Genomic DNA, 26,273 nt, shown 5'->3' on the forward strand with positions numbered 1-26,273 from the left:
CCGCAAACGTTTGGCCCTTGTCGGGGCGGGCCATGCCCACCTCCATTTGCTGCGGCAGGCCGACAGGCTGCGTACCGCCAAGGTCGAAGCGGTGCTGATCAGCCCGACAGTATTCCAGTATTCAGGCTTGGCCACCGCAGTGCTCTCCGGCGCCCTGCCGCAGAGCGCCGCGGAGATCGATGTCGGCGTGTTGGCGGCGACCTTTGGCGTCAAACATCTGGCGGCTGAAGTCGTCCGGATCGATCTGGCCGCCAGGGCCCTGACGACGGACGAGGGCCAGGTGGTCGCCTTCGACGTCCTCTCGCTCAATGTCGGCAGTCTGACCACCGACCCGCACGGCCTTTCGGCGCGCCCGAATGTCTGGACCGTCAAACCGCTCGCCCGGCTCTTCGATCTGCGGCGCTGCGTCGAGGCGAGCATCCGGACGACCGGGCGCTGTCCCGCGCTGGTGGTCGCCGGCGGCGGCCCCTCCGGCTACGAGGTCGCCGCCGCCTTGGCCGGGCTGGCGGAGCGCCGAGGCGTCGCCCCGCGCGTGACCCTGGTTGCGGAGGGGCCCGCGACCTGGGCGGCGCCGAGTGCGCTCACCCGCCTGACCTCGGAGTTGCGCCGACGAGGTGTTCAGGTGAGACCCGGCAAGGTTATCGAGCGAGGCTCAAAGGACAGTTGCAGACTCGACGACGGCCAGATCCTGGATTGCGACATGCTGATCCTTGCGACCGGGGTCGCCGCGCCGGAAATCGTCGGAACCTTGGGACTGCCACAGACGGCGGACGGGCGGTTGCGCGTGACGCCAACGCTGCAGTCGATCGCCACCCCCGTGGTGTTCGCGGTCGGCGACTGCGGGGCGATCGACGGGTTTCCGCGACCGGCCGCGGGCGTGTTCGGGGTTCGCGCCGCGCCCACCCTGGTCGACAATCTCGCGGCGCAGGGCGCCCACGCGCCGGCCCGCTACCGGCCGCAAAGCCGGTGGCTTTCGATCATGGACATGGGGAACGGTCGCGGTCTGGCGATCCACGGCCGGCTCTGGTGGTATGGGCGGGCCGCCCTGTGGCTCAAGCGTCGCCTGGATCTCGGCTTCGTTGCGCGCATGAGGGCCTCTGAGCGGAGCGTTCGGACGAGACGATCAGGTCAGCCACTTCAGGAATGAAACCACCTTGCGGGTGCGATCGGAGAACAGCGCCGGCGTGTACCATTGTCCCGCGAGACGCTTGTTGATCTCCCCGCGCGTCGGATAGGGGGCGATCATCCCTGTCAGACTGCTCAGTTTGAGGCCCGACGACATGGCCAGCGCCCACAGGTGGATGTGGTCGCCGGCGTGACGGCCCACCAGAGTCACCCCGAGGACCTTTCCCTTCGCCGTGGTGATCAGCTTGCCGAAGCCGCGGGTGTCGCCCTCCGCCAGCGCCCGATCATTCTCGGAGAACGAGAACGTCTCCACCCGGAGATCGTCGCCGTGCGCTTTGCGGGCTTCGGTCTCGCCCAGACCGAGGCTGGCGATCTCGGGGTCGCAATAGGTCACGCGCGGGACCTGCAGAGTGTCAGCGTTCACGGGCAGGCCAAAGACCGCCCGGCGAACCACCAGCCCCGCATGGGCGCCGGCCAGATGGGTGAACTGGCCGCGACCGGCGATATCGCCGATGGCGTAGACGCGGCGGTTCCGGGTGCGCAGGGACCGGTCGGTTTTGACGCCATCGCGGTCGAAATCGATTCCGGCCCTCTCCAGGTCGAGGCCCTCCAGTGAGGGCTTGCGGCCGACGGCGACCAAGAGGTGGCTGCCCGACACCTCCTGGGTCGAGGCGCCGATGCGCACCGTCACCGTCGGGCCTGCGGCGACTTCGATAGCCTCGGCCCCCGCGAGCACTTCCACGCCTTCGGCCCGCAACTGTTCGATGACCACCTGGGCGACGTCGCGATCCTCGCGACCGAGGGGTTCACCCGCCTCGATGATCACAACCTCCGACCCAAGCCGGCGGAACGCCTGTCCCAACTCGGCGCCGATCGGGCCACCGCCCAGCACGATGAGTCGGCTCGGAAGCTCCGTCAGTTCGAAAATGGACTCGTTGGTCAGGTGGGGGGTCGCGGCCAAACCAGGAATCGGCGGGATCGCGGCCCGTGAACCGGCCGCCACCACGATCTTGCGCGCGCGCACCGAGACACTTTCCGACCCGACTGTACGGCTATCGAGGAATCGCGCGTGCTCGCGGATCACAGTCACCCCGAGGCCCTCGAACCGCGACTGGCTATCCACCGGCGCGATCGCCGCGATGGTGGCGTGCACATGAGCCATGACCTGGGCGAAGTCGACGCTCGCCGGCCCTGCGGTCACACCCAGGGCCGCACCCCGCTGGACATCGTGCGCGCGGCCGGCGGCGGCGATCAGGGCCTTGGACGGGACGCATCCATAGTTCAGGCAGTCGCCCCCCATCTCGCCCCTCTCGAACAGCACCGTCTTGAGGCCGAGCTGGGCCGCCCCCGCGGCGACCGACAGCCCCCCTGAACCCGCACCGATGATAACGATGTCGGCCTTCAGACTTGAGGTCATGGCGCGTTCCCCGAACGGCTGCGGCGACGCTGGATGATCGTGGTGACGAGGGTCAGCAAGCCCAGGGCCAGCAACGGCAGCATCACCTTGGGGTTGAAGATGATTCCGAGATCGGGCGTCTCCCCCCGCCGCAGCACCTCTCCTATGCCTTCGCCCACGCCGCTGTAGATGAAGGTGGCTGGCATGATCCCGATGAAGGTCGCCAGCGCGTAGGCGCGCAGGGGGGCGTTGGCCAGGGCGGCGGCGACATTCACCAGCCAGAAGGGCGCGATCGGAATGAGGCGCAGGGTCAGGATGTAGCCGAAGGCCCCCGCCCGGATGCCGTCACTCACCGCCTTGAGCCGCCCTCCCGACGCCTCGGCGCGATGGCGCAACGCTTGACCAAGCGACGTGCTCACCGCGTAGAAGACCAACACCGCCCCGACCGTCGCCCCGATCACTGTCGCGGCGCCGCCGAGCCAGGTCCCGAAAAGATATCCCCCGGTCAGGGTCAGGATCAGCGCGCCGGGCAGGCTGACCGCCGTGGCCAGCGCATAGACAATCATGAAGGCGGCCAGGGCGAGCGGGAGGTTGCCGTCCACCAGCGCGCGCAATCCGGCCTCATGGGTCCGCAGGGCGTCGAGTTTGAGATAGCGGGTTGCGCCGCTGGCGAAGGCGGCCACCACGGCGAGGATCAGGACCAGCAGCGGCAGGAAGCGCTTGAAGCGGTCCATCATGTCTCCGACTTTCGTTCTACGGCCTGTGTTGTGCGTCGTGGGCGATTGGTTCGACCGCCAGCGACCGCGCGCGCAGCGGCGGCTCCGCACGGCGTCCAGTATGGTCGGTGACAAGGGTGACGTCTCGCCCAAGTCGCCAACGCACCGCTTATTGATGGCCGCTCCCCGCGCGCGGGCGTCAAACCGGCGCCAACGCCGAACAGACCTACTTCGGATCCGGCAGGCCCAGGATTCGCTTGGAGATGATGTTGTTCTGGATCTCGTAGGAGCCGGCGAAGATGGTGTTGGCCTTGCCCGAGAGCCATTCGCGGACATAGGCCAGCTCTTCGGCTGCGAAGGTCTCGCCCTCCCAGCCGACACCCTGGCCCATCGCCTCCACCAGCAACTCGGACCGCTCTTGGACCAGCAGCGATGAGACGTTCTTCAGGATGGAGGTCGCCGCGCTCGGGCCGTTGGCGCCCGCCTCGACGATGGAGCGCTGCAGGGTCAGGTTGAAGGCCTTGCGATCCATCAGGTGCCGAGTGAGCCGCGCGCGATAGTCGGTGTCGGCGAGTCGGCCTTGCGCGTCGCGGCCCAGGCGTTCGGCGGCCACCGCCTCGATGGCGCGCTGCTCGGTAGCGCGGGCCGGAGCGTCCTCATTTCGCTGGCGCTCGTACTGCAGCAGACGCTTGCCCACCGTCCAGCCGCCGTTCAGCGGCCCAACCAGGTTGGCCTTGGAGACCTCTACGTCGGTGAAGAAGGTCTCACAGAAGGGCGAACGGCCGGAGATCAGCTGGATCGGGTTCACCAGCACCCCAGGCGTGCGCATGTCGATGAGCAGGAACGAGATGCCGTCGTGCTTGCGGGTTGGATCGGTGCGCACCAGGCAGAAGCACCAGTCGGCGTATTGAGCCCCGCTGGTCCACAGCTTCTGGCCGTTGACCAGGAAATGGTCGCCTCGGTCCTCGGCGCGGGTTTGCAGGGAGGCGAGGTCGGAGCCGGCGCCCGGTTCGGAGTAGCCCTGGCACCAGCGCGTCTCCCCGCGGCAGATCGGCGGGATGTGTTGCTGCTTCTGCGCCTCGGTGCCGTACTCCAGCAGGGTGGGGCCCAGCATCCGCACGCCCATGCCCCAGCCGATCGGGTTCCAGCCGCCGACCCGGCGGATTTCCTCGCGCAGCACGCGGGCCTCGGCGGGCGTCAAGCCGCCGCCGCCATAGGCTCTGGGCCAGGTGGGCGTGCCCCAGCCCTTGCCGCACAGGGCCCGCTTCCAGTCGGCAAAATCCTGGTTCCCCGAGGCCGCCTCGACCTCGGCCTGCCTTTCGGCCAGAGCCTTGGGAAAGTTGTCTTCCAGCCAGGAGTGAACCTCCGCGCGGAAAGCCTCCAGCGAGATCGCGGGGGAGAGGTCAGCCGGCATGGATCAAGCCTTTCGGACGGCGGGATGATCCTCGACCTATCAATTAGTGCGAATGTCAGCAACTGCTCACGCACGAAGCTTTAAGGCGTTTTGAAAGATCGGGGTCCTTGGCTATGCTCCCTGCTCTCGGCCTGGTCTGGAAACATGCGCCCCTCGACGCCCACTGAGCTGACCCGCCTGGAGCTGTTCCAACGTCTCTGGCGCGAACCCCTGTCCTCGGTGGCCGCTGACCTGGGGCTGAGCGCCAGCGGCCTGGCCAAGCTCTGCGACCGGACCGCAATCCCCTATCCGACCCGGGGTCATTGGGGGAAGGCGCGGGCCGGCCGCGCGGGACCGACGCCCAACCTGCCCCCAACACCCGAGGGCGCGAGCGAACAGATCCTCATCACGCCCGGCCAGCCCACGGCCCGCCGCACGCCCCTGCGGCTGTCGCCGGAGGATCGCCGCCAGCAGTTGCTGGATGTCGCCGCGCGGATCATCGTGCAGGACGGCCTGCACGCCCTGACCATCAAACGGGTGGCGAGGGACGCCGGGCTCACCGCGCCGCGCGCCTACCACTTCTTCCCCACCGTCGACGACCTGATGGCGGAGCTGGCCCGGCGGGAGCTGCAGGCCATCCGCGCGGCGCGCGCACACCGCATCAACACCGCCGAGCGGCCGGCCGAGCGCCTGCGTCTGTCGACCGTGACCTACCTGCGCCAGGTGGCCGAGCGCGGAGACCTGCTGCAGACCCTGCAGAACGCGCCAGGCGTGCGCCGCGCCCTTCGCGCCGAGCAGCGCGCGATCCGGGCCGACAACACCAACGTGGTGGCCACCAGGTTCAGCGACAGCCACAACATCCCGCCGGACGTCGCCCGCGCAGCGACAGCGGTGCTCACCAGCGCGGTGCTGCGGACAGGGCGCATCCTGGCGCGCGGGCGGCTGGACCTGGCCCTGGCCGAGACTCTGGCCGCCGATATTGTCGAGGCTGGCAACCGGCGGCTAGCGGTCCGCTTCGAGGCTCCGACGGCGAGCGACGTCGAGGACGCCTAGGACCAGTTCGCGGCACAGCAGGGCGCCGCGCTCGAGATCCAGCTCCCCCTGGAAGGCCAGGCGGCCGCACTCTTCGGGCATGGTCATGCCGATGCTGAGACAGGCGAGGGTCTCGCGCAGATCCAGGCCGAAGGCGGCGCGCGCCTTATGCGCCAGGCGACGCGCCACGCGGGCCCGGATGGCGGCGGCGCGCAGCGAGACATGCCCCATCATGAAGCGGTCCCGCAGGATGATCTGGATCAACGGCCCACTTCGGGCCACGTGGCGGTAATAGGCCTCCGCCACATCTCCGGCGGCGGCCGCCAGGTCCTGTGTGTCGACGGCAAGGTCCAGGGCCTCGGCGACCTGGTCCAGGGACCGCTCGAGCAGGGCGTTGTAGAGATCGTGCGTCTCTGGGAAGTAGCGATAGACCAGCGCCTTGCTGACCTTGGCCGCCTGGGCCAGTTCCTCGACGCCGATCGGCAGGACTCCCTGCTCCAGGACTTGTCCGGCCGCGACCTCCAGCAGGAGGCTCCGGCGTTCTTGAGGCGGCAGCCTCTGCCCCCTTCGCAGTCGCTTCGAGGTCACGGCCAACCGCGCGTCCGCCGAACTGTCGCGTGATCGCTCATGGGTGTGCCGTAGTTCCGATTCGACGTCGGCCTCCAGTGTAGCCCACCGGGACCAATGAGCGCCCGGTTCTGGAAGCGCGATCCTCCATTCTCATAGTGTGAATGTCACTAAAGCAGTTGTCTCGCCCAAGCGCCGATGCGATGCTTGGGCCACAAGAACAACGGGAGGAGACGGCATGCCCTATGCTGCGGGACGCGTATTCCACGACGCCGACAGCCACGTCATGGAGCCAGCCGACTGGCTGGTGCCCTTCGCCGACGCGGACATGAAGGACCGCCTGCTCCGCCGCGACCCACCCTCCACCCGGCCGCCTGTCGAGGCGCCGAAGGAGAAGGTTATCGAGGGGCTGATCGCCGGGCCCAAGGGCCGCCTGGCCTACGGCTCCTGCGACACCGACGAACGTATCCGGGCCATCGAGGAACTGGGCTTCTCCAGCCAGTTGGTCTTCCCCACCTCGGCCCTGCGACCGTTCCGGACCACCAAGGACGAGGATATCCTCTACGCCGGCTCCCGCGCCGCCAACCGCGCCATGGCCAGCTTCTGCGGCGACCCGCGCCTGCTGGGGGTCGCCTATGTCCCGCTGGATAACCCGGCCCGCGCCCTTGAGGAGGCCCAGGAGGCCGTCCGCCTGGGCTGCAAGGCGATCTGGGTGCCGTCCACGGCCGCCGGCGACAAGTCGCCGGGCCACCCCGATCTCGACCCGTTCTGGGCCCTGCTGGCCGCCAAGAAAGTCCCCTTCGTTCTGCACATCGGCGCGGGATCGCGGACCCTGCCTCAGGAATACGTCAACAACGGCAAGGCCAAGTCCCCCGACTTGCACGGCGGCGGCGAGAACCTGCGGTTCAAGGACTATGTCGCCCTGCCCCACTCGGCCGAGATGTTCCTCGGCGCGCTGGTCTATGACGGCCTCTTCGACCGCCAGCCGGAGCTGAAGGGCGGCGCCATCGAATACGGCGCCTACTGGGTGCCGGGCTGGCTGCGCCAGATGGACATGGGCGCGCGGTCCTTCGGCCGGACCGACCCCTATCTGCAGAACCTCTCGGCCAAGCCTTCGGAGATCATCCGCCGCCAAGTGAAGTTCACCCCCTTCCCGGGCGAGGACGCCGGCTATCTGATCCGCGACAGCGGCGCCGACCTCTACATGTTTTCCAGCGACTACCCGCACCCGGAGGGGACCAACGATCCCATCGGCCGCTTCGAACGCACCTTCGGGGACCTCGGCGAGGCTGACCGCGACCGCTTCTACCGCGCCAATTTCGAAGAGATGATGGGCGGGCTGTGACGCCCCCCGCCAAGGAAAACGCCATGACCGACGCGACCACTCAAGACCAGCTCACCGGCCCGTTCCGCGCGCCGCACAACGGCTTCCAGGCCGCCCCCGGCTCGATCCACAACGACGAGGTGGCCTCCAAGCTGGGCTTCAAGGGCGGCACGGTCCCCGGCTCGGTGCACATGGACCAGTTCGTCCCCATGCTGCTGGAGCTGTACGGCGAGGCCTGGTTCGAGACCGGCGCCCTCTCCCTGCACTTCGCCCAAGCCACGGTGGACAAGGAAGAGGTGCAGGCCGTGGTGCATCCCGGCGAGTCGAGGGCCCGCCTGCAGATGTTCAATCGGTCGGGCCAGCAGGTCTGTGTCGGTACGGCTTCCGCTGTCTCGCGCGACAGCAGTTCCGAGGTCGCCCGCCGCATGGCCGAGCAGACCGCAGCCGATCCGGCCACCTTGCGCATCTATTCTGATATCAAGGTGGGCGACACCACCGCCGACATTCCCATGAAAGTCAGCCGCGAAAGCTATGACGCCTCGCTCGGCCGTATCACCGAGCGGGTGGCGATCTATGACGACAAGGGCGTGCTGTCGCCGGCTCACATCATCCGCCTGGCCCACATGAGCCGGCCCTTCGTCCTGGCAAAGTCGAAACAGCCCTATGTCGGCCTGTTCGGCGCCCTGGAGGTGCGGCAGTTGGCCGGTCCGCTCCTGGCCGATCGTGACTATGTGGGGCGCACCACCATGCGCAAGATCACTGAGAGCCCCCGCACCGAGAACGTCTGGTACGACGTCGACATCGCCGATCCGCAGAGCGGCAAGGACGTGGCCAGCGTCACCTTCATGATCCGCGCGATGAAGGCCTCCTCCCCCCTCTGGGGCTGAGCCGGTTCTCGAGTACAGAAAGAGTTGGCATGACCGACACGCTGATCGGCGACGACATCAAGGCGCGCGTGGACAAGGCCGTCGAGACCGGCATGGCGACCGCCGTGTGGGCCCAGGTCCATCCCGACAAGGTCGCGGTCCATGAGGGGCTGGACGGCCGCACCCGCACCTTCGGCGAGCTGAACGCCAACGCCAACCGTCTGGTGCGGCTGATGCGGGCACACGGCGTCCAGGCCGGCGACGCCATCGCCCTGCTCTGCACCAACCGCATGGAGTTCGCCGACGTTCTGTTCGCCGCCCTACGCGGCGGCTTCCGGATGACGCCCGTGAACTGGCACCTGAAGCCCGAGGAGATGGCCTATGTCATCGACAACTGCGAGGCCAAGGCGCTGTTCGCCGACATCCGGGTGACCGGCGCGGGCGAGGCCGCCGACGCCTGCCCGCAACTGAAGCTCAAGGTTTCCATCGGTGGCGAGCTGCCGGGCTTCCTCCCCTATGAGACCCTCGAGGATTTCCCGCGAGAAGACCTCGCCGATCCGGTGCGCGGCTCCACCATGCTTTACTCGTCGGGCACCACGGGGCGTCCCAAGGGGGTCTACAAGCCCAACGCCCAGGCGGTCGGCGGCTATGACGCCATCTACGACCGCGCCGTGGACAAACACATCTGCACCGGCCCCGGCTATCACGCCTCGCCCCTGGCCGGCGACATCCGGCGCGCCCTGAACAACGGCGTGCCAACCGTGCTGATCGACAAGTGGGACACTGAGCAGGTCCTGCGGACGATCCAGGACCTGAAGGTGACCCGCGGCCACTTCGTGCCGATCATGTTCCAGCGGATGCTGGCGCTCCCCGACGAGGTCCGCGCCAAGTACGACCTCAGTTCGCTCAAGCGCATCACCCACGGCGCAGCGCCCTGCCCGCCCGAGGTGAAGGCCGCCATGATCGAATGGATCGGCCCCAAGCTGTTCGAATACTACGCCGGCTCCGAGGGCGGCGTCGGCTTCACCGTCGGCTCCGAGGACTGGCTGAAACGTCCAGGAACCGTGGGTCGCCGACCGCACAAGGCCGCCGCCCGCATCCTGGACGAGGCCGGAAACGAGTGCCCGCCCGGCGTGCCCGGCGCCATCTATATGAGCCTGAACGACCAGGGCGGCTTCACCTACTACAAGGACGACACCAAGACGCAGGCCAACCGCAAGGACGGCTACTTCACCATGGGGGACGTCGGCTATCTCGATGAAGACGACTGGCTATTCCTCACCGGGCGTAGCGCCGAGACCATCATCGCCGGCGGGGTGAACATCTACCCGCAGGAGATCGACAACGAGCTGATCAAGCATCCTGCGGTCGAGGACAGCTGCACCGTCGGCATTCCCCACGACGAACGGGGTGAAGAAGTCCGAGCGGTGATCCAGCTCAAGGCCGGCTATCAGCCCACCGAGGCTCTGAAGGCCGAGATTCTCGACTACGCCGCACGTGTCTTGGCCAAGTTCAAGATCCCCCGCGCCGTGGATTTCGTCGTCGACCTGCCCCGCAGCGAGGCCGGCAAGATTCAGCGCAACAAGGTCCGCGCGCCCTACTGGGAAGGCCGTTCAAGAGCGATCTGACGAAACGCGGCAAAGCGGCGGGCGAGATTCATGACGTCGTCGCAAATGCCACGCCCACCGGCGTTGATGCAATCGCGTCGCAATTTCGTTGATAATGCGAATTCCTCGCAATATAGACCTCTCGCGCTCACCGGCGACGGCGTCGGGTTCGAGCGACACGGGGAAATTCGAGTATGAGCGGTTTCAAGGGCAAGACCCTGCGTCCGGCAAGCCTGCGTCAGGCCGCCAAAAGCCAGACCTCGACCGTCGGCCTGGGCGTCGCAGTCAGCCTGTCGGCGATGATGCTGATGCCGTCACACAGCCTTGCCCAGGACGCCGAGCTGGCGACCGTCAAGGTCCAGGACACCGCCATCGACGCAAACCCGAACGCTGAAGCCGGCGTGCCCTACAAGGCCAAGATCTCGGGCGACGAGCGTCACACCCGTCCGCTGGCCGAGACGCCGCAGACCATAAATGTCCTGACCAAGGCGCAGATCAACGACTCCGGCTACACGGACCTCTCGCGCATCCTCGACGCCCAGCCGGGCATCACACTCGGCACCGGTGAAAACGGCAACGCCTTCGGCGACCGCTACGTGATCCGCGGCCAGGAAGCCAAGAGCGACACCTTCGTGGACGGCCTGCGCGACCCCGGCATGACCATCCGCGAGAGCTTCGCCATCGAGCAGCTGGAAGTGACCAAGGGCCCGAACTCCTCGTTCGCCGGCCGTGGCAGCTCGGGCGGGGCGATCAACGCCATCACCAAGCAGGCGACCCCCTTCCTCGACTTCGCCAACGTCCAGGGCACGGTCGGATCCGACGATCACCTGCGCCTGACCGCCGACGTCAACAAGGTGGTGAGCGACAGCTTCGCGATCCGCGCCAACGGTCTCTACTCGAAGGAAGACGTACCGGACCGCGCTCCGGCCTACCGCAAGCGTGAAGGCGCGGCCGTCTCGGCCTACTTCACCCCAACCGACGCCTTCGAAGCGACGCTCGACTATTACGGCCTGCGCGCCAAGGATAACCCCGACGTCGGCGGTTATCTGGTGGACGGCAAGCCTGCCTCGAACGTCCCCTCCTATGTCCAGCAGGAAGACTTCCTGGAATCGGACGTGAACACCTTCACGGCGCGCCTGAAGTACAAGTTCAGTGACAGCGTCCGCCTCACCAGCCTGACCCGCTACGGCTCTGCCGACAACGGCTACGTCATCAGCGGCGGCCGCGGCGCCACCACCGGGGCCAACAACCCGGGCGGCGTCTACGCCACCACCACCCTGAGCGCCCACCAGGGCTGGCAGGAGGTCCGCTACTTCGCGAACCAGGAAAACCTGTTCGTGAACACCACCCTGCTCGGCCTGGATCACGAGCTGATCTTTAGTCTCGAATACACCGACAATGCGGTGAAGAACGGCGTCTACGGCGTGACCAACACCGGCGCCTTCAACTGCATCACCGGCACGGGTGCAGCGTTGAACAACTACTGCCTGGTCGGCGCCAACGGCGCGCTGGTTCCCGGCGGCAACAGCCTTCTGAAGCGCAGCATCGTCAAGCGCACCTGGGACACCGACTGGCAGATCAAGACGGTGTCGGCCTCGGTCATGGACACCGTCGACCTCACAGACAGGCTGACGGTCTTCGCCGGCCTTCGGTACGACAGCTTCGACTTCACCCTTGACACCCAGAACACCACGACCCTGGCGCAGGCCTCCTACCCCTATTCAGACGACCTGTGGAACGGCCACTTCGGCGTAACCTACAAGCTCGGCAAGGGCGGGATGGTCTATGCCACCTACGCCAGCGCCGCGGACATCAACGGCGGTGAATCCGACGTCGGCACCAGCAGCGGCTACGGCGGCGTGGTGGTCTACAACGGCGCGATCGCCGGGGCGAAACCCGAGCGGTCCGAGAGCTACGAAATCGGCACGAAGTGGAACGTCTTCGACGAGAAGCTGCTGCTGACCGGCTCTGTCTTCCAGGTCACCAAGTCCGACGTCATGGAAGGCGCCAACTATGACACGGTCGGCACCTTCAACACGGGCAAGAACCGCGTCACCGGCTTTGAAGTCGGCGCCACCGGCGCCCTGACCGACAGGCTGACGGTCCAGGCCGGCGCGACCTACATGGAGAGCGAGGTCCTGGCCTCGGCGACCGCGGCCAATGTCGGCAAGACCCTGGCCAACTTCGCCAAGAGCTCGGGCGTGGTGCAGCTCAAGTACCAGGCCACCGACAAATTCTACTTCGGCGGCGCCGTGAAGTACGAGGGCAAGCGATACGGCGGCCAGCCGGACACCGCGGCGCCGGTCGACGCCACCACGGGCGCCTATTCGCGACCCGTGCCGTCCTACACGGTGCTCGACATGTTCGCCTCTTACCGCGTCAACCCGAACTTCGAAGTGCGCCTCAACGTCAGCAATGTCACCGACGAGGAATACTATCTGGCGGTCTATCGCGGCGGCTTCTTCCTCTACAAAGGCGATGCGCGCGCCACGCGCCTGACCCTGAACTACGACTTCTAACGCCCCCTGAGAGGGGCTAAGGGGTCGGGGCCGCGCCTTTGGGCACGGCCCCGATTTCCGTTCTGCGAGGCTGTCCAATTGGCCGACAACGATGCGCTGCCGGCGAACATCCACTGCGCCCGTGACTACGAGGATTTGGCGCGCCAGGTGCTGAAGGCCCCGACCTTCGCCCATGTGGCTGGCGGCGCCGGGCGCGACACCGCCGTGGCCGCCAACCTCGCCGCTCTCGAGGCCGTCCGGATCACGCCGCGCGTGCTGCGTGACCTGACCCACGGGGCCACCACCTGCCGCCTCGGAGGCCGGCGCCATCCGATCTGGCTGGCGCCCGTGGCGTTCCAAGAGTTGTTCCACGCAGGGGCCGAGCGGGAGACGGCGCGAGCAGCGGCGGCCACCGGAACCTGCATGGTGGTCAGCACCCTGTCGTCCCTGCCGCTGGAGGAGGTCACGGGCCCAGACCGCTGGTTCCAGCTCTATGCTCAGCCGTCGCGCCAGGCGACCCTGGACCTGGTGCGACGCGCGGAGAGCGCGGGCTACGGCGCCATCATGCTGACCGTGGACGCGCCCGTTCATGCGCCGGGCCTAACCTCCCTGCGCGCCGGATTCCGGGGAGGGCTGACACCGGCCAACCTTCGGGACGCCCCACCGGTCGACACCTCCCTGGCGCCGGGTGAAGGCCGCGTCTTCCAGGGCTTCCTGCGCCACGCACCGACCTGGGCCGATGTTGAATGGTTGCGGGGACACACGCGCCTGCCCCTGTGGCTCAAGGGGATCATGCACCCGGACGACGCGCGCACCGCGCGCGAAAGCGGCGCCGACGGCCTCGTGGTGTCCAACCACGGCGGCCGCGAACTGGACGCCGCGCCGGCCAGCCTCACGGCCCTGCCCGCCATCCGCGCGACGATGGGATCGGATTTCCCGCTGCTGTTCGACGGCGGCGTGCGCTCGGGCCAGGACGTGTTCCGGGCCATCGCCCTGGGGGCGGACGGGGTGATGATCGGCCGGCTGCAGGCCTACGCCCTAGCGGTCGCCGGTGCGCTCGGGGTCGGTCATATGATCAAACTGCTGCGGGAGGAGCTTGAGGTCTGCATGGCGCTGTCTGGCTGCGCAAGTCTCGCAGACATCGCCCAGGCCGATCTGAGCGGACGCCCATCAGCGGGAGGGAACTGATGCTGATCACCATCGAAGGGGTTCTGGACAGAGGCGAGGTCGCGGCGTTCCGCGACCGCCTCGACGGCGCGGACTGGCAGGACGGCGCGGCCTCGGCGGGCGGCCTTGCCCACGGCCAGAAGACCAATCAACAACTGGCCGAGGACGACGCCATCGGCATCGGTCTGGGAGGGGAGGTCCTGCGCCGGATCGGCTCCAACCCGCTGTTCATCTCCGCCGCCCTGCCCAGCAAGATTTATCCGCCCAGGTTCAACCGTTATGCCGGTGGCGGGGCCTATGGCGCCCACGTCGACAGCGCCCTGATGCGGACGCCGCAGGGCGTGATGCTGCGCGGCGACCTGTCGGCGACCCTGTTCCTGTCCGAGCCCGACGAATACGACGGCGGCGAACTGGAGATCGAAGGGCCGTTCGGGGCGCAGGCGGTCAAGCTTTCGGCCGGTGACATGATCCTATACCCCGCCAGCAGCCTGCATCGGGTGACCCCGGTGACCCGCGGCGCCCGCATCGCCGCCTTCTTCTGGATCGAGAGCTACGTCGCCGACGAGAGCCAGCGCACCCTGCTGTTCGACCTTGACCAGGCGATCCAGGGCATGACGCCGCTCGCCAAGGCCGGCGACGAGAACCTGCTGAAGCTGACCGGCGTCTATCACAACCTGATCCGCCGCTGGGCGGCGACGTAAAGGCTTGGAAACAGGACGCCAAAAGCCGTCTGGCGAGCTTTTATTAGGACGCATTCTCAGCTAGAGACACCGCCATGGTTCAAGTGGTGTCGATGACAGGCGGGCCGTCCGTTTATCGCGGCGGCCGGGAAACGGCGCAGCAGCGGACCGCCGCCGTCGGCGTCGTGATGGCGCTGCATGCGGGCCTCGTCGGCATCTTCGTCGTGGCGCAGCTTCGCCCGCCGCCGCCGCCGCCCGAGCGCACCCTTTCTGTCAGCTTCATCACCGAGGCGGCCCCCAGCGCCGCACCCGCGCCATCACAGCCGCCGCCACCTCCCCCCGAGGCGCAGATGATGGCGACGCCTCGTTCCACCTTGTCACCGATGACCGCGCCGCCCACGGAGCGACCACCAGAGCGGATTGTCCCCACCCAGGCCGCGCCACCGGCTCCGGCCGCCCCGGCCGCCGCGCCCTCCAACGCGCCGGTCGCGACAGCCACGACGCCCCCGAACTTCACCGCCGCCTATCTGAAGAACCCTGGTGCGGTCTACCCCATGGGATCGCGCCGACGGCGCGAGCAGGGAGTCGTGCGCCTGCGCGTCCAGGTCAGCCCCGAAGGCGCGCCCTCTCAGGTGCTGCTGGATCGGACCAGCGGCTCGGTCGACCTGGACGCCGCGGCCATGGAGGTCGTGAAGAAACGCTGGAAGTTCGCGCCAGCCAAACAAGGAGACCGCGCGGTCTCCGCATGGGTGATCGTGCCCATGGAATTCTCTCTGGATCTCTGAAAGACCGACATGGAAGACGCCCAAGGCTTTGGCCATTTCCTCTCGCAGGCGGACCTGCTCGCCAAGACCATACTGGTGCTGATGGCGGGAGCCTCGATCACCAGCTGGTACCTCATCGTCACCAAGTCGATGAGCGGCGCCCAGGCCCGTCGCCGGTCCGAAAAGTTCCTCAAGTTCTTCTGGAACGCCCCCTCCATCGAGGTCGTCGGCCGCGAACTGGACGGCAAGTCCCCCGACAACGCCTTCGCTCACCTGGCTCAGCAAGGCATCGTGGCCGCCCAGCATCATGAGCGTCACGGCGCCCACCGCCTCAATGAGGCCGGCACGCCCACCGAGTTCCTCACCCGCGCTCTGCGGCGCACCATCGACGAGGAGACCTCGGACATGGAATCGGGCCTGACAGTCCTGGCATCGATCGGGGCGACCGCGCCCTTCGTCGGCCTGCTCGGCACCGTCTGGGGCATCTACCACGCCCTGCTCGCCATCAGCCGGTCGGGCTCGGGCGCCCTGGACAAGGTGGCCGGCCCGGTCGGCGAGGCGCTGATCATGACCGCCATCGGCCTGGCCGTCGCGATCCCGGCGGTGCTTGGCTACAACTTCATCGTCCGCAGCAACCGCATCACGCTGGCCCGTCTCGACGGCTTCGCCCATGACCTTTTCACGTTCCTCGTAACGGGCGCGAAGGTCGGCTCCTCAGAACCCCCGGCCGCGCCCAAGCGCACGGCCCCGACCCGGGGCGCCTAGAGATGGCGTTCGGTGGCTTCGACAGTGGGCGCAGGAATTCGCCCATGGCGGAGATCAACGTGATCCCGCTGGTAGACATCATGCTGGTGCTGCTGGTCATCTTCATCGTGACCGCGCCCCTGCTCACCAACTCGGTGAAGATCGACCTACCCAAGGCCACCAGCGCCCCCGATGAGTCCCGGGAACCGGCCATCCAGTTCGCCATCGACGGCGCCGGCCAGCTCTATTGGGACGGCGACAAGATCAACCACGACCAGATGCTGCAGCGGTTCACGGCGGCCGGCGCCAAGGCCAAGCCCCCCGAACTTCATTTGCGCATCGACCGCCATACCCAATACGAGGTCCTGGCTGGCGTGATGAGCGAGGCCAGCAAGGCCGGTGTCGCCAAGGTGGGCTTCGTGACCGATCCGTCTGGCACGGTGACCACCAATATCCAGGCGCCCGCGCCTGTTCCGCAATCCTGACCCTGGAGCCGATGATGAAGACACTTCTCTGCCTGGCCGTCGCCACCCTCTCCCTGGCCTGCGCCGACGTGGCTTTCGCCCACGGCGACGTGTCGTGTCCCGCCGCCACTCGGGCCGAGCGCAAGCCCACCGCCGAACTGGTCCAGCTGCTGAAGAGCCAGGGCTGGGTGGTCCGCAAGCTGCAGATGTTCAACGGCTGCTACGAAGTCTATGGCTTCGACGAGAAGGGCCGCCCGGTGGAGGCCTTCTTCGATCCCAAGACCTTGGCGCGCGTCGCCGTCCAACCCTGACAGCTGAGGTGCCGAAGCCGCCCTCAACCGCGCCCATCCGGCTCAGCCGACGCACCAGGTTGGCCATCGCCCTGGTGGGCGGCGGCCTGTGGGTGTCGGGCGGTCTGTGGCTGATCTTCCACTTCTTCTTCCGCAAGATCGGCCCGTGGGGACCGGAGCCGCATATGCTGGAGCCCTGGTGGCTAGGGATGCACGGCCTGTTCGCCTTCGCCACCCTTTGGCTGGTGGGGCTGCTTTGCGGCCTGCACATCGTCCGGGCGTGGCAGAGCGGGCGGCGGCGCTGGTCGGGCGCGAGCCTGTTGGCGTGGGTGCTGGCCCTGACCCTTACTGGCTACCTGCTGATCTATGCCGGGGATGACGGCCCCTGGGGACTGGTCTCACCCAGTCACTGGATTGCGGGCCTGGCCCTGCCGGTGCTCTATGGTGTCCACCGCCTGATCCGGTTTCTGCGGCCGGAAAGTTGACCGGCTAGGGATTGGGGGCCAGCCTGGCCCGTGCTGTGGAACGGCGTGGGCCGACCCGCGCCCTGTGTGCGGAGTTTCAGACGCTTGGCGAGCCGATATGGTCTCGAGATTCGCGCCGCAGACGCCGTCGATGCGCCAGGCGTCGCCGAGCTGATGCAGGCGGCGGGTCTGGTAGGCGGGCCGACCGCCATCGCCGTCCGACTGGAGCGCCTGAAGGCCGAGCGGGCTACCGTCCTGCTGGCTGTCGCATGGGGGCCGCCCAGCGGCCTGATCGTGTTTCATCCACGCCAGACCCTGCTGGCCGATCTGCCGTCAGCCTTCGTCAGCAGCCTGCTTGTCGGCCCCGACGCGCGCCGCCGAGGCATAGGCCGCCTGCTCCTGAAGGCCGCCTCCCAGGCTGCCCGCAGCGCCGGCTGCGGCGACCTGCACCTGTCGGCGCCGCCCGAGGCGGAGACCCTGCGAGCCTTCTGTCAGGCCACGGGCTTCATCGAGCGGGACACCGGGTTCGTGCGGCGATTGCGCAAAGGCGGCACGACCTAGATCGCCCGGGCGCGGCCTTCCCAATAGGGAGCGCGGACCTTGTTGCGTTGGATCTTGCCGGCTTCGGAGCGGGGCAGGTTGGTGGCGAAGTCGATCTGACGAGGGATCTTGAACCTGGCCAGATTGGCGTGGGCGAAGGCCAGTATCTCCTGCTTCAGAGCCTCGGTAGGCTCGTAGCCGGCCTTGAGCTGGATCACCGCCCGCACCTCCTCGCCACGCTCGTCATGGGGCACGCCCACCGTGCAAGTGTCCTCGACGGCGGGATGTTTGATCAGCTCGTTGTCGACCTCCTGCGGATAGATGTTCACCCCGCCGGCGATGATCGTCTCGGCGTTACGTCCGGTAAGAAACAGGTAGTCGTCCTCGTCCAGATAGCCGATGTCGCCCATTGTGAAGTAACCGTCGCGCCGATTGGCCTCGGTCTTGGCGTCGTCCTTGAAGTAGTCAAATCCACCCTGGATATCGAGGCGCATGTAGATGGCGCCGGCGACGCCCACGGGGCACTCGTCGCCGGCTTCGTCGACAATGCGCGCCGCGTGCGGCGCTGGCCGTTTGCCCACCGTGCCAGGCTTGGCCAGCCACTCCTGAGAGGTCACCAGAAAGCCGACCCCGCCCTCGGAGCCGGCGTAGTATTCGTAGAGCACCGGCCCCCACCACTTGATGATGGCATGCTTCACCTCCGGCGGGCACGGCGCCGCGCCGTGGGTGATCCGGCGCAGGGAGCCGAGATCGTACCGGGTGCGCACCTCTTCGCGCAGGGCCAGCAGTCGCTGGAACATGATCGGGACGAAGTGGCCCCGGGTGATCTTGAAGTCCTCGATGGTCCTCAGGACCAGCTCTGAATCCCACTTGTCCATCAAGACCGTCGGCACCCCGTTGGTCAGAGCGCGGCGGACATCACCGGCCAGGGGGGCGGCGTGATAGGCCGGTCCGGTGCAGAGGTGAACATCGATCTCGCGGTCGTAGGTCTTGTCGTAGCCCGGCACGACGGCCTGCGGCTTATGCACCCCCTTCGGACGCCCTGTGGTGCCTGACGAATAGAGCATGGTGTAGCCGCGGATCGGGTCCTCAATATCGGCGGGCGAGAAGCGGTCCAGCACCGCCTCGTAGCCCGCGAAGCCCGGCAGATCGCCGCCGATGGCCACCTTCAGCCCCAGGTTAGGACACTGGGCGGCGGCGGCCGACGCGGCGGCTACATCGGCGTCGGCGAAAAGCGCCTTGGCCTCGCAATTATCGATGATGTAGGCGATCTCGTCGGCGGTCAGGTGCCAGTTGACCGGGCTCATCCGCACGCCGATCCGCAGGGCGCCGAACAACACGTCGGCGAACTCCACCCGGTTGGAACACAACAGGGCGATGGAATCCCCCGGGCCGAGCCCCTGCTCCCGCAGCAGCCGGGCGATGCGATTGGCGTTGGCGTTCAGGTCGCCGAAGGTGCGCGTGCGCCCATTCAGTTCATGGACAGCCACCTTGTCCGGCTGCAGTTCCGCCCAGACGGCGGGCGCCATGCCGACATCGATCGCGGCGTTCAGGCGCGCTTCCAGATCGCCAACCGAAGCCTGGCTCATGTCGCTCTCCCCGTCCGGCTTTGAGCAGCCGGTTCGGCGCCATCTTCGGAAACCCGCTGCTTTGACGCAACGGCAATCCTCAACCGACAACATTGTCCGCCACTGCCCTTCGCAACCTGCCGTTGGGTAGCAGCGGCGCCGCCCGGCAAAACCTGCCCCAGCGATGGCCCCTCGTGATGCACCGTAACATTTTGTTTTATTAGGGTAGTTTTTTCAATCAGCCGTCAGGCACAGCCTTTGCACATAGGGTTAATGGGCGCGAGTTGACGCGTTCCGCGTGAAGGCCGGCATGGACCACGAGTACAAGAGCGATGACCTGACCGCCTCCCGAGGTGTGCGTCGGCTCGCCTTGTCGACCGGGGCGAGCCTGTGACCTCCGCCATCGCTTCCTACACCCCGGTCCAGATCGCCGGCCTGACGCGTCAGGAGCTGGAGTCGTTGACGCGCGCCGACATGGCGGCGCTGAGCTTCAGTCAGATCGGGGCCCTGACAGCCACAGGGATAGAGGCCCTGGCCGGCACTCAGCTCCAGGCGCTGTCCACCAGGCAGGTCACGGCGCTGGCGGCGACCCAGATCCGGGCGCTGACCACCAGCCAGATCGTCTTCAGCGCCGCCCAGCTCGCCGCCTTCAACGGGACCCAGGTCCAGGCCTTCGAGCCCGAAGACATCGCCGCTCTCACCGTCACGCAGATCAAGGGCCTGACCGCCCGTGAGCTGACGGCCATGACGTCGGACCAGATCGACGCGTTCTCCGCGACCCAGATCGCCGCGATGAGCGTCACCCAGATCAAGGGCTTCACCGCCACCGAGGTCGCGGGCCTCGACGATGACCAGTTCGCGGCCCTCAGCGCGAGCCAGATCGGAGCCCTGACCACCACCCAGATCAAGGCCCTCAACCCAACCCAGATCGCGGCGCTCAGCACCACCCAGGTCACCGGCCTCACCGCGGCCGGACTCGGGGCGATGACCGCCACCCAGATCAGCGCCCTGACGGCTGAGCAGATCCCGGCCCTGTCGGCCGGCGGCTTCCTCGGCCTCAGCGCCCGCAACCTCGCCAGCCTCAGCGACGAGCAGCTGGGCGCTCTGACCCCCACCCAGATCGGCCGACTTTCGTTCCAGCAGGTCCGGGGCCTGACCACCACTCAGATCGCTGGCCTGGCGGAAACCCAACTGGCTGCCTTTAGCCCTATCGGCGTCGGCGCCCTCACAGCCAGCCAGATGTCCGGCTTCACGCAAGAGCAGGTCGCGGCGTTCTCCCCCACACAGATCAAGGCCCTGACCCCTGTGGCGCTGGGCGCGCTCTCCGTCGACCAGATCGACGCCCTGTCAGCCACACAGATGTCGGCCCTGTCGGTGACCCAGCTCCGGGGTTTCGACGCCACCGACACCGCGTCCCTCGACGCCGTCCAACTCGGCGCCCTGAGCTCGCTGCAGATGGGCGCCTTCACCGCCAGCCAGATCCGGGCGCTGAGTCCCGACCAGATCGGGTCGCTCAGCACGACCCAGATCAAGGGCCTGACCGCCGCCGAATTGACGGCCATGAGCGCCACCCAGGTTGGCGCCCTGACCGTCACCCAGATTCCGGAGCTGACGATCGGAGGCCTTTCTGGCCTGACCGCCGTCAACGTCGCCGGCCTGAGCACCGAACAGCTCGGCGCCATGACCGCCGCCCAGATCGGGCGGCTGGCGCCCATGCAGGTCCGCGGCCTGAGCGCCGCGCAGATTCCCGTTCTGGCCGAGACCCAGCTCGCGGCCCTGACGGCGACCGGAATGACGGGTCTGACCGCCACCCAGTTGACGGCGTTCTCGCCGACCCAAATCGCGGCCCTGACCACCACCCAGATCAAGGGCCTCTCCGTCGCGGCTGTCGGCGCGCTCTCCGACGACCAGATCGGGGCCATGTCGGTCGATCAAGTCGCGGCCCTCACCGCCACCCAGGTGAGGGGCCTCACAGCCACCGAGGTTGGGGCCTTGACCGCCGAGCAGTTGGCGGCGCTAAGCAACGTCCAGATCGCCAGCCTCTCGGCGACCGCGATCACCGGCCTGACCGCCGAGGATGTCGCCGCCCTGACCACCACACAGATGCGGTCCCTGACGGCGGTCCAGCTCGGCAGCCTCACCACCACCCAGACCGGCGGCCTTCAGGCCACCCAGCTCGCCGTGCTCAGCGCCCTCCAGATCAAGGGGCTCGCCGCATCCGACTTGGCCGCCTTGACCGCCGACCAGGTCGCAGCCTTCGCCGCAACCCAGATCGCGGCCCTCAACGCGGGGCAGATCCAGGCGCTCACCGCCGGCCAGGTGGCCGGCCTGAGCACCACCCAGGTGAGCGGCATGGCCACCACCCAGATCGCCGCCTTCACGTCCGCCCAGGTCGAGGCCCTTGCCACCACCCAGCTGGCCGCCATGACGCCGGGGGCCTTCGCCGGCCTGAACGCCACCAATATGGGCCAGCTGCGGATCGATCAGCTCGGGGCGCTGACCACCACCCAGATCGCCAGGTTGACGGTTTCCCAACTCCAGGCCCTGGGCGACACCCAGATCGCCGGTCTGGCCGACACCCAGCTCACGGCCCTGACCGCCGCGGAACTGGCCTCGCTGTCGGGGACCCAGGTGGCGACCTTCACGCAACAGCAAATCGCCGCGCTGACCACCACCCAGGTGCGCGGCATGACGGCCACCAGCCTGGCCTCGCTGACCCCCGAGCAGATCGGGTCCCTGTCGACCCCCCAGCTCAGCGCACTGACCACCTTCCAGCTCAAGGGATTCACCACCACTGTGGCGGCCTCCCTGACCACCGCCCAGTTCGCGGCGCTGTCGGAGACCCAGGTCGCGGCCCTGTCGGCCAACGTCATCGGCGGCCTGACGCTCGACGAGGTGGCGGGCCTGTCCTCCAGCCACCTTGCAGCCCTCTCCACCAACCAGATGGGCGCGCTGTCGGAGGATCAGGTCGCCGTCCTCTCCAATACCCAGTTGGCGGCGCTCCGCGCGACCCAGATGCGAGGCCTCTCCAGCGCGGCCCTGGCAGCCCTGACCGCCAGCCAGTTCGCCACCTTCTCCGCCACCCAGATGGCGGCTCTGACCGCCAATCAAATCAGAGGCTTCACCGGCGACGAGATCGCCGACATGACCTCCGATCAGCTGGCGAGCCTCTCGACCGCCCAGATGACGGGCCTCTCGGCGGCCGCCATCGAAGCGTTCTCGACGACGGATGTCGTCGCCCTCACCACCACCCAGATCAAGGGGCTGTCGGCCACCAGCCTGGCCGCCTTCTCCACCGACCAGCTCGGCGCGCTATCAACGACCCAGATCACGTCACTCAGCATCGGCCAGGTCCGCGCCTTCACCGAGGAGCAGGCCCGAGCCCTGACCACCCAACAGATCGCGGCTCTGCAGACCACCCAGATCGCCGCGATCAGCCCCACCGCCATCGCCGGCCTGACGCCCGAGGATATCGCGGGCCTGGCCTCCACCCAGATCGGCGCCCTGGTGGCGGCCCAGATCCAGGCGCTTTCGGGAGATCAGGTCGAGGCCCTCAGCACCACCCAGATCAGCGGCCTCACCGCCCTTCAGCTCAAGGGTCTCACCGCCACGTCGTTGGGCGCCCTCAGCATCACCCAGTTCGCCGCCCTGTCGGCCAGCCAGATCGGATCCCTGACCTCGGCCGCCATCGGTGGACTGAGCACCAACCAGATCGAGGCTCTGAGCACGACCCAGCTCGACGCCTTCAAGACCACCGAAATCGCCGGCCTGACGGGCGCCCAGGTCGCGGCCATGAGCGCCACACAAATCGCCAGCCTTGAGGCCAGCCAGATCGGCGCCCTCACCGCCACGGCGATGGCCGGCCTGGCCGCCACCGAGATCGGCGCGCTGAACGACACCCAGATCAGGGCCCTCACCGCCACCCAGCTCGCGGCGCTTTCGGCCGACCAGATCCAGGGCTTCTCGGTAGCCCAGCTCGACGCCCTGTCCGCCAAACAGGTGGCGGGCTTCAACGCCACCAACCTCGGCGCGCTCTCGAACGAGCAGATTCAGGCCCTGACGCCGTCACAGGTCGCGGCCCTGTCGCCGACCGCGATGAGCGGCCTGACCTCGACTCAGATCGCGGCGTTGACCGCCACCCAGATAGACGCCCTCAAGGCTACGGCGATGGGAGGACTGACCTCCACCCAGATGGCCGCGATGACCATCGACCAGATCGCGGGCCTCGAGGCGACCCAGATCGCCGCCCTGTCGGCCAGCGCCATCACCGGTCTGAGCGTGACCGGCATCGGTGGGCTAACCTCGACTCAGGTCGCCGCGCTCAGCGCCACCCAGATGGCGGCCCTGTCGGAAGGCCAGGTCGACGGCTTCAGCGCCACCCAGCTTCGCGGCCTCAGCGCCAAGCAGATCGCCGGCTTCTCCAGCACCGCCATCGCGGGCCTGTCCCCCGAGAGCATCGCGGCCTTCACCACCACCCAGGTTTCAGCCCTTGCCGCCACCCAGGTGGCCGCGCTGACGACTGAAGACATCCAGGCAATGACAGCCGCCCAGATCGCGGCCTTGTCGGCCTCCGGCGTTGCGGGCCTGGCCGACTCTCAGGTCGCCGTCCTGAACGCCACCCAGATCGCGGCGTTGACCGCCACCGGTGTGGGCGCGCTCACCGCCACCGCCGCCTCAGGGCTGACGGCGACCCAGATCTCGGGTCTCTCAAAAACCCAGCTCGGTGCGATGACGTCGGGTCAGATCGCCGCCATTTCCACCACCAGCATCGTTGGACTCACCGCCACCGAGATCGCGGGCCTGAGCCTGACTCAATTCGGCAGCCTGACCGCGACCCAGGTCGGCGCTTTCACCCCGACTCAAGTCGCCTCTCTGACCGCGAACCAGGTAGCGGCCCTGACCCCCGCGGAGGTCAGCGGCTTGACCCCGACCCACATCGCGGCGCTCACCCCCACTCAGTTCGCCGCCCTGAGCCGCACGCAGTTGGCGGCCATGTCGGCGACCGGAATCACCGGCCTGACCGCCACCGAGATCGCGGGCCTGACCCGGACCCAGATCACCAGCTTCAACGCCACCCAGATCGGGGCGCTGACCTCGACCCAGTTCGCAACCCTGAGCCAGACCCAACTCGGACACCTGACAGCCACCGGGGTCGGCGGCCTGACCGCCACCCACGTCGCCAGCCTGACCCCGACCCAGATCGCGGCGATGAGCACGACCCACATCGCCGCCCTGTCGGCGAGCGGCGTCTCGGGCCTGACCGCCGGTCAAATTCCGGCTCTGTCGGCCACCCAGATCGCGGCCTTCACGGCCGCGGAGGTCGCCGCGCTATCGGCCGGCGCCATCTCCGGCCTGTCCACCACGAACATCGCCGGCCTGACCTCCACCCAGTTCGCGGCGCTGACCCCCGAGCAGGTCAGTGCGCTCTCCACCACTCAGGTGGCTAGCCTGGGCACGACCCAGGTCGGCCTTCTGGACGCTTCGGACGTGGCCAGCTTGACGCCGAACCAGATCGCGGCCCTGACCTCCACCGGCTTCGGCGCCCTGACACCCTCCCAGATCAAGGCCTTGTCGGCCGCCGGCATCACCGGCCTGACCGAGAGCCAGATCACTCAGATGACCCTGACCCAACTCGGGGGCCTGACCACCGAGCAGATCGGGGCCTTGACCACCACCGAGATCGGCTACCTCACCGCCAGCGGCCTGGCCGCCATGACGGTCACCCAGCTCAGCGGCCTGGTGCGGATGCAGCTGCGGGCGCTGAGCGAGAGCCAGTTCGACGCCCTGACGACAACCCAGGTGTCCTCGCTCAGCGGGACCCAGATCGCCAACCTGAAGTCCACCGACCTGAACGGCTTCGAGCCGACCCAGTTCGAGGCTCTGACCGAGACTCAGGTCGGATCGTTGACCCCCACCCAGCTCAACAGCCTGAACGCGACCATGATGTCGTCCTTCACCGACCGGCAGCTGATGGGCCTGACCGTCACCCAGGTGGCCAGCCTGTCGATCACCAGCATCAGCGCGCTCACGCCGCGGGAACTGATGGCGATGAATGGCACCCAGATCGACGCGTTCACGCCGACCCAGATGGCGAGCATCACGCCTGAGCAACTCGCTGCGATGCAGGCCGGCTCGTCCTAGGTCGCGTCGGCCTGATGTCAGTGAACTCGACACGGCCGTTCAGCGTAGACGCCGACCAGGACGCTAGAGCAGGTCAATACGGGTCAAGAGCCCATCAGCGCGCCGCCGCCTGTCCCGCCACGGCCGCCGCCGCCTCCTGCTCGATCAGCACCAAGGCCTCCAGCATCAGGTCCCGCATCGCACGGCTGGCGCCTTCCGCGTCGCCGGCCAGGATCGCGTCGGAGACCCTCTGGTGGTCCGCGATGCTGGCCAGGGGGACGCCCTTGCGGCGGTTCGTCAGGCGGATGGAGGTGCGCAAGGCCACATCGATCAGGTCGCGCATCTGGCCCAGGAAGCGGTTGCCGCTGGCCCGCAGGATGGCGACGTGGAAGGCGATGTCGGACTCCAGCGGATCATCCTCCCCTCGCTCGGCGGCCTTCATGCGCTCCAGGCCGGCGATGATGGCGGCCTTGGCCTCGTCTGTGGCCAGGCGCGCGGCCATGGAGGCGGCCATGGGCTCGATGGCCAGCCGCACCTGGGTGAACTCCAGCAGCAGAGTCGGCGAGAACTTGCGCTCCAGGAACCAGCGCAGCACGTCGGGGTCCAGCAGGTTCCAGTTGCTCTCCGGCTCCACCCAGGTGCCCTGACGCGGACGGGCGTTCAGCAGGCCCTTGGTGGTGAGCATCTTGACCGCCTCGCGCAGCACGCTGCGGCTCACTCCCAGGCGCTTGCACAGCTCGGCCTCGATGGGGAACGGGTTCTGGGCGCCATAGACGCCGCAGACGATCTCCTGGCCGAGGCGCTGGACGATGTCGTGGGTGAAGCTACGGCCGTGGGTGGTCCTCATTGGCGGTTCGCCGGCGCGTCGCGCGCGACCAGGTCAGCGTGCGAAATGAGACACCTCCAGGCCCGCAGCTTGAGTGCGGTCCGGAAACCATGTTCCAGCTT

The 26,273-nt window shown here is 67.9% G+C and carries 21 protein-coding genes; 15 read left to right on the forward strand and 6 right to left on the reverse strand.

The window, feature by feature from the left end; all coding sequences use genetic code 11:
- The first annotated feature begins 10 nt into the window (after positions 1 to 10).
- The gene (locus AAC997_RS05625) at positions 11 to 1,147 is read left to right on the forward strand and encodes an FAD-dependent oxidoreductase (RefSeq protein WP_340644706.1); all 1,137 of its coding nucleotides are present in this window, start codon (positions 11 to 13) and stop codon (positions 1,145 to 1,147) included.
- Here AAC997_RS05625 and AAC997_RS05630 read toward each other — a convergent pair.
- The 3 genes from AAC997_RS05630 to AAC997_RS05640 all read right to left on the reverse strand — a co-directional run bounded on the left by AAC997_RS05630 (position 1,124) and on the right by AAC997_RS05640 (position 4,651).
- Positions 1,124 to 2,542: an FAD-dependent oxidoreductase gene (locus AAC997_RS05630; protein WP_340644707.1), complete on the reverse strand. Its 1,419-nt coding sequence runs from the start codon at positions 2,540 to 2,542 to the stop codon at positions 1,124 to 1,126. The genes AAC997_RS05625 and AAC997_RS05630 overlap by 24 nt on opposite strands.
- On the reverse strand, positions 2,539 to 3,258 hold the full coding sequence (locus tag AAC997_RS05635; protein WP_340644708.1) for a VTT domain-containing protein: 720 nt from the start codon (positions 3,256 to 3,258) through the stop codon (positions 2,539 to 2,541). Before AAC997_RS05635 ends, AAC997_RS05630 begins: the two co-directional genes overlap by 4 nt.
- 205 nt (positions 3,259 to 3,463) lie before the next feature.
- Positions 3,464 to 4,651 carry an acyl-CoA dehydrogenase family protein gene (locus AAC997_RS05640; protein WP_340644709.1) on the reverse strand — a complete coding sequence of 396 codons (1,188 nt, stop codon included), beginning with the start codon at positions 4,649 to 4,651 and terminating at the stop codon, positions 3,464 to 3,466.
- 144 nt (positions 4,652 to 4,795) lie between these two features.
- Here AAC997_RS05640 and AAC997_RS05645 point away from each other — a divergent pair, with 144 nt between their 5' ends.
- Entirely contained in the window at positions 4,796 to 5,683 is an 888-nt protein-coding gene (locus AAC997_RS05645) for a TetR/AcrR family transcriptional regulator (protein WP_340644710.1), read from the forward strand.
- Here AAC997_RS05645 and AAC997_RS05650 read toward each other — a convergent pair.
- Positions 5,633 to 6,250 (reverse strand): TetR/AcrR family transcriptional regulator, encoded by a 618-nt coding sequence (locus AAC997_RS05650; RefSeq protein ID WP_340644711.1) that lies wholly within the window; start codon positions 6,248 to 6,250, stop codon positions 5,633 to 5,635. The two genes, AAC997_RS05645 and AAC997_RS05650, sit on opposite strands and share 51 nt — an antisense overlap.
- Before the next feature lie 217 nt (positions 6,251 to 6,467).
- Here AAC997_RS05650 and AAC997_RS05655 point away from each other — a divergent pair, with 217 nt between their 5' ends.
- From AAC997_RS05655 to AAC997_RS05710, 12 genes are all read left to right on the forward strand, one after another.
- On the forward strand, positions 6,468 to 7,574 hold the full coding sequence (locus AAC997_RS05655; protein ID WP_340644712.1) for an amidohydrolase family protein: 1,107 nt from the start codon (positions 6,468 to 6,470) through the stop codon (positions 7,572 to 7,574).
- 23 nt (positions 7,575 to 7,597) lie between these two features.
- Complete coding sequence (locus AAC997_RS05660) at positions 7,598 to 8,440, forward strand: hypothetical protein (RefSeq protein ID WP_340644713.1); 843 nt, start codon at positions 7,598 to 7,600, stop codon at positions 8,438 to 8,440.
- 29 nt (positions 8,441 to 8,469) lie between these two features.
- Positions 8,470 to 10,047, forward strand: a complete 1,578-nt coding sequence (locus tag AAC997_RS05665; protein ID WP_340644714.1) for an AMP-binding protein — start codon at positions 8,470 to 8,472, stop codon at positions 10,045 to 10,047.
- Positions 10,048 to 10,220: 173 nt separating this feature from the next.
- Complete coding sequence (locus AAC997_RS05670; protein ID WP_340644715.1) at positions 10,221 to 12,545, forward strand: TonB-dependent receptor; 2,325 nt, start codon at positions 10,221 to 10,223, stop codon at positions 12,543 to 12,545.
- A gap of 78 nt (positions 12,546 to 12,623) precedes the next feature.
- Complete coding sequence (locus AAC997_RS05675) at positions 12,624 to 13,712, forward strand: alpha-hydroxy acid oxidase (RefSeq protein ID WP_340644716.1); 1,089 nt, start codon at positions 12,624 to 12,626, stop codon at positions 13,710 to 13,712.
- Positions 13,712 to 14,392 (forward strand): Fe2+-dependent dioxygenase, encoded by a 681-nt coding sequence (locus AAC997_RS05680; RefSeq protein WP_340644717.1) that lies wholly within the window; start codon positions 13,712 to 13,714, stop codon positions 14,390 to 14,392. The genes AAC997_RS05675 and AAC997_RS05680 overlap by 1 nt, the downstream gene beginning before the upstream one ends.
- A gap of 74 nt (positions 14,393 to 14,466) precedes the next feature.
- Positions 14,467 to 15,156: an energy transducer TonB gene (locus AAC997_RS05685; RefSeq protein WP_340644718.1), complete on the forward strand. Its 690-nt coding sequence runs from the start codon at positions 14,467 to 14,469 to the stop codon at positions 15,154 to 15,156.
- A 9-nt stretch (positions 15,157 to 15,165) separates the two neighbouring features.
- On the forward strand, positions 15,166 to 15,900 hold the full coding sequence (locus AAC997_RS05690; RefSeq protein WP_340644719.1) for a MotA/TolQ/ExbB proton channel family protein: 735 nt from the start codon (positions 15,166 to 15,168) through the stop codon (positions 15,898 to 15,900).
- A 44-nt stretch (positions 15,901 to 15,944) separates the two neighbouring features.
- Entirely contained in the window at positions 15,945 to 16,364 is a 420-nt protein-coding gene (locus tag AAC997_RS05695) for a biopolymer transporter ExbD (RefSeq protein ID WP_340644720.1), read from the forward strand.
- Between the two features lie 11 nt (positions 16,365 to 16,375).
- Positions 16,376 to 16,654 (forward strand): PepSY domain-containing protein, encoded by a 279-nt coding sequence (locus tag AAC997_RS05700; protein WP_340644721.1) that lies wholly within the window; start codon positions 16,376 to 16,378, stop codon positions 16,652 to 16,654.
- 8 nt (positions 16,655 to 16,662) lie between these two features.
- Positions 16,663 to 17,118: a hypothetical protein gene (locus AAC997_RS05705; protein WP_340644722.1), complete on the forward strand. Its 456-nt coding sequence runs from the start codon at positions 16,663 to 16,665 to the stop codon at positions 17,116 to 17,118.
- Between the two features lie 84 nt (positions 17,119 to 17,202).
- A complete protein-coding gene (locus tag AAC997_RS05710) occupies positions 17,203 to 17,658 on the forward strand; it encodes a GNAT family N-acetyltransferase (protein WP_340644723.1) in 456 nt (151 codons plus the stop codon).
- On the opposite strand, the gene AAC997_RS05715 is transcribed toward AAC997_RS05710, so the two are convergent.
- Complete coding sequence (locus tag AAC997_RS05715; protein ID WP_340644724.1) at positions 17,655 to 19,226, reverse strand: AMP-binding protein; 1,572 nt, start codon at positions 19,224 to 19,226, stop codon at positions 17,655 to 17,657. The genes AAC997_RS05710 and AAC997_RS05715 overlap by 4 nt on opposite strands.
- Positions 19,227 to 19,595: 369 nt before the next feature.
- Here AAC997_RS05715 and AAC997_RS05720 point away from each other — a divergent pair, with 369 nt between their 5' ends.
- Positions 19,596 to 25,346 (forward strand): ice nucleation protein, encoded by a 5,751-nt coding sequence (locus AAC997_RS05720; protein ID WP_340644725.1) that lies wholly within the window; start codon positions 19,596 to 19,598, stop codon positions 25,344 to 25,346.
- Between the two features lie 94 nt (positions 25,347 to 25,440).
- Here the strand turns inward: AAC997_RS05720 and AAC997_RS05725 are convergent, their stop codons facing one another.
- Positions 25,441 to 26,172, reverse strand: coding sequence for a FadR/GntR family transcriptional regulator (locus tag AAC997_RS05725; RefSeq protein ID WP_340644726.1), 732 nt, complete (start codon positions 26,170 to 26,172; stop codon positions 25,441 to 25,443).
- Between the last annotated feature and the right edge of the window lie 101 nt (positions 26,173 to 26,273).

Source organism: Phenylobacterium sp., assembly GCF_037968635.1.
GTDB lineage: Bacteria > Pseudomonadota > Alphaproteobacteria > Caulobacterales > Caulobacteraceae > Phenylobacterium.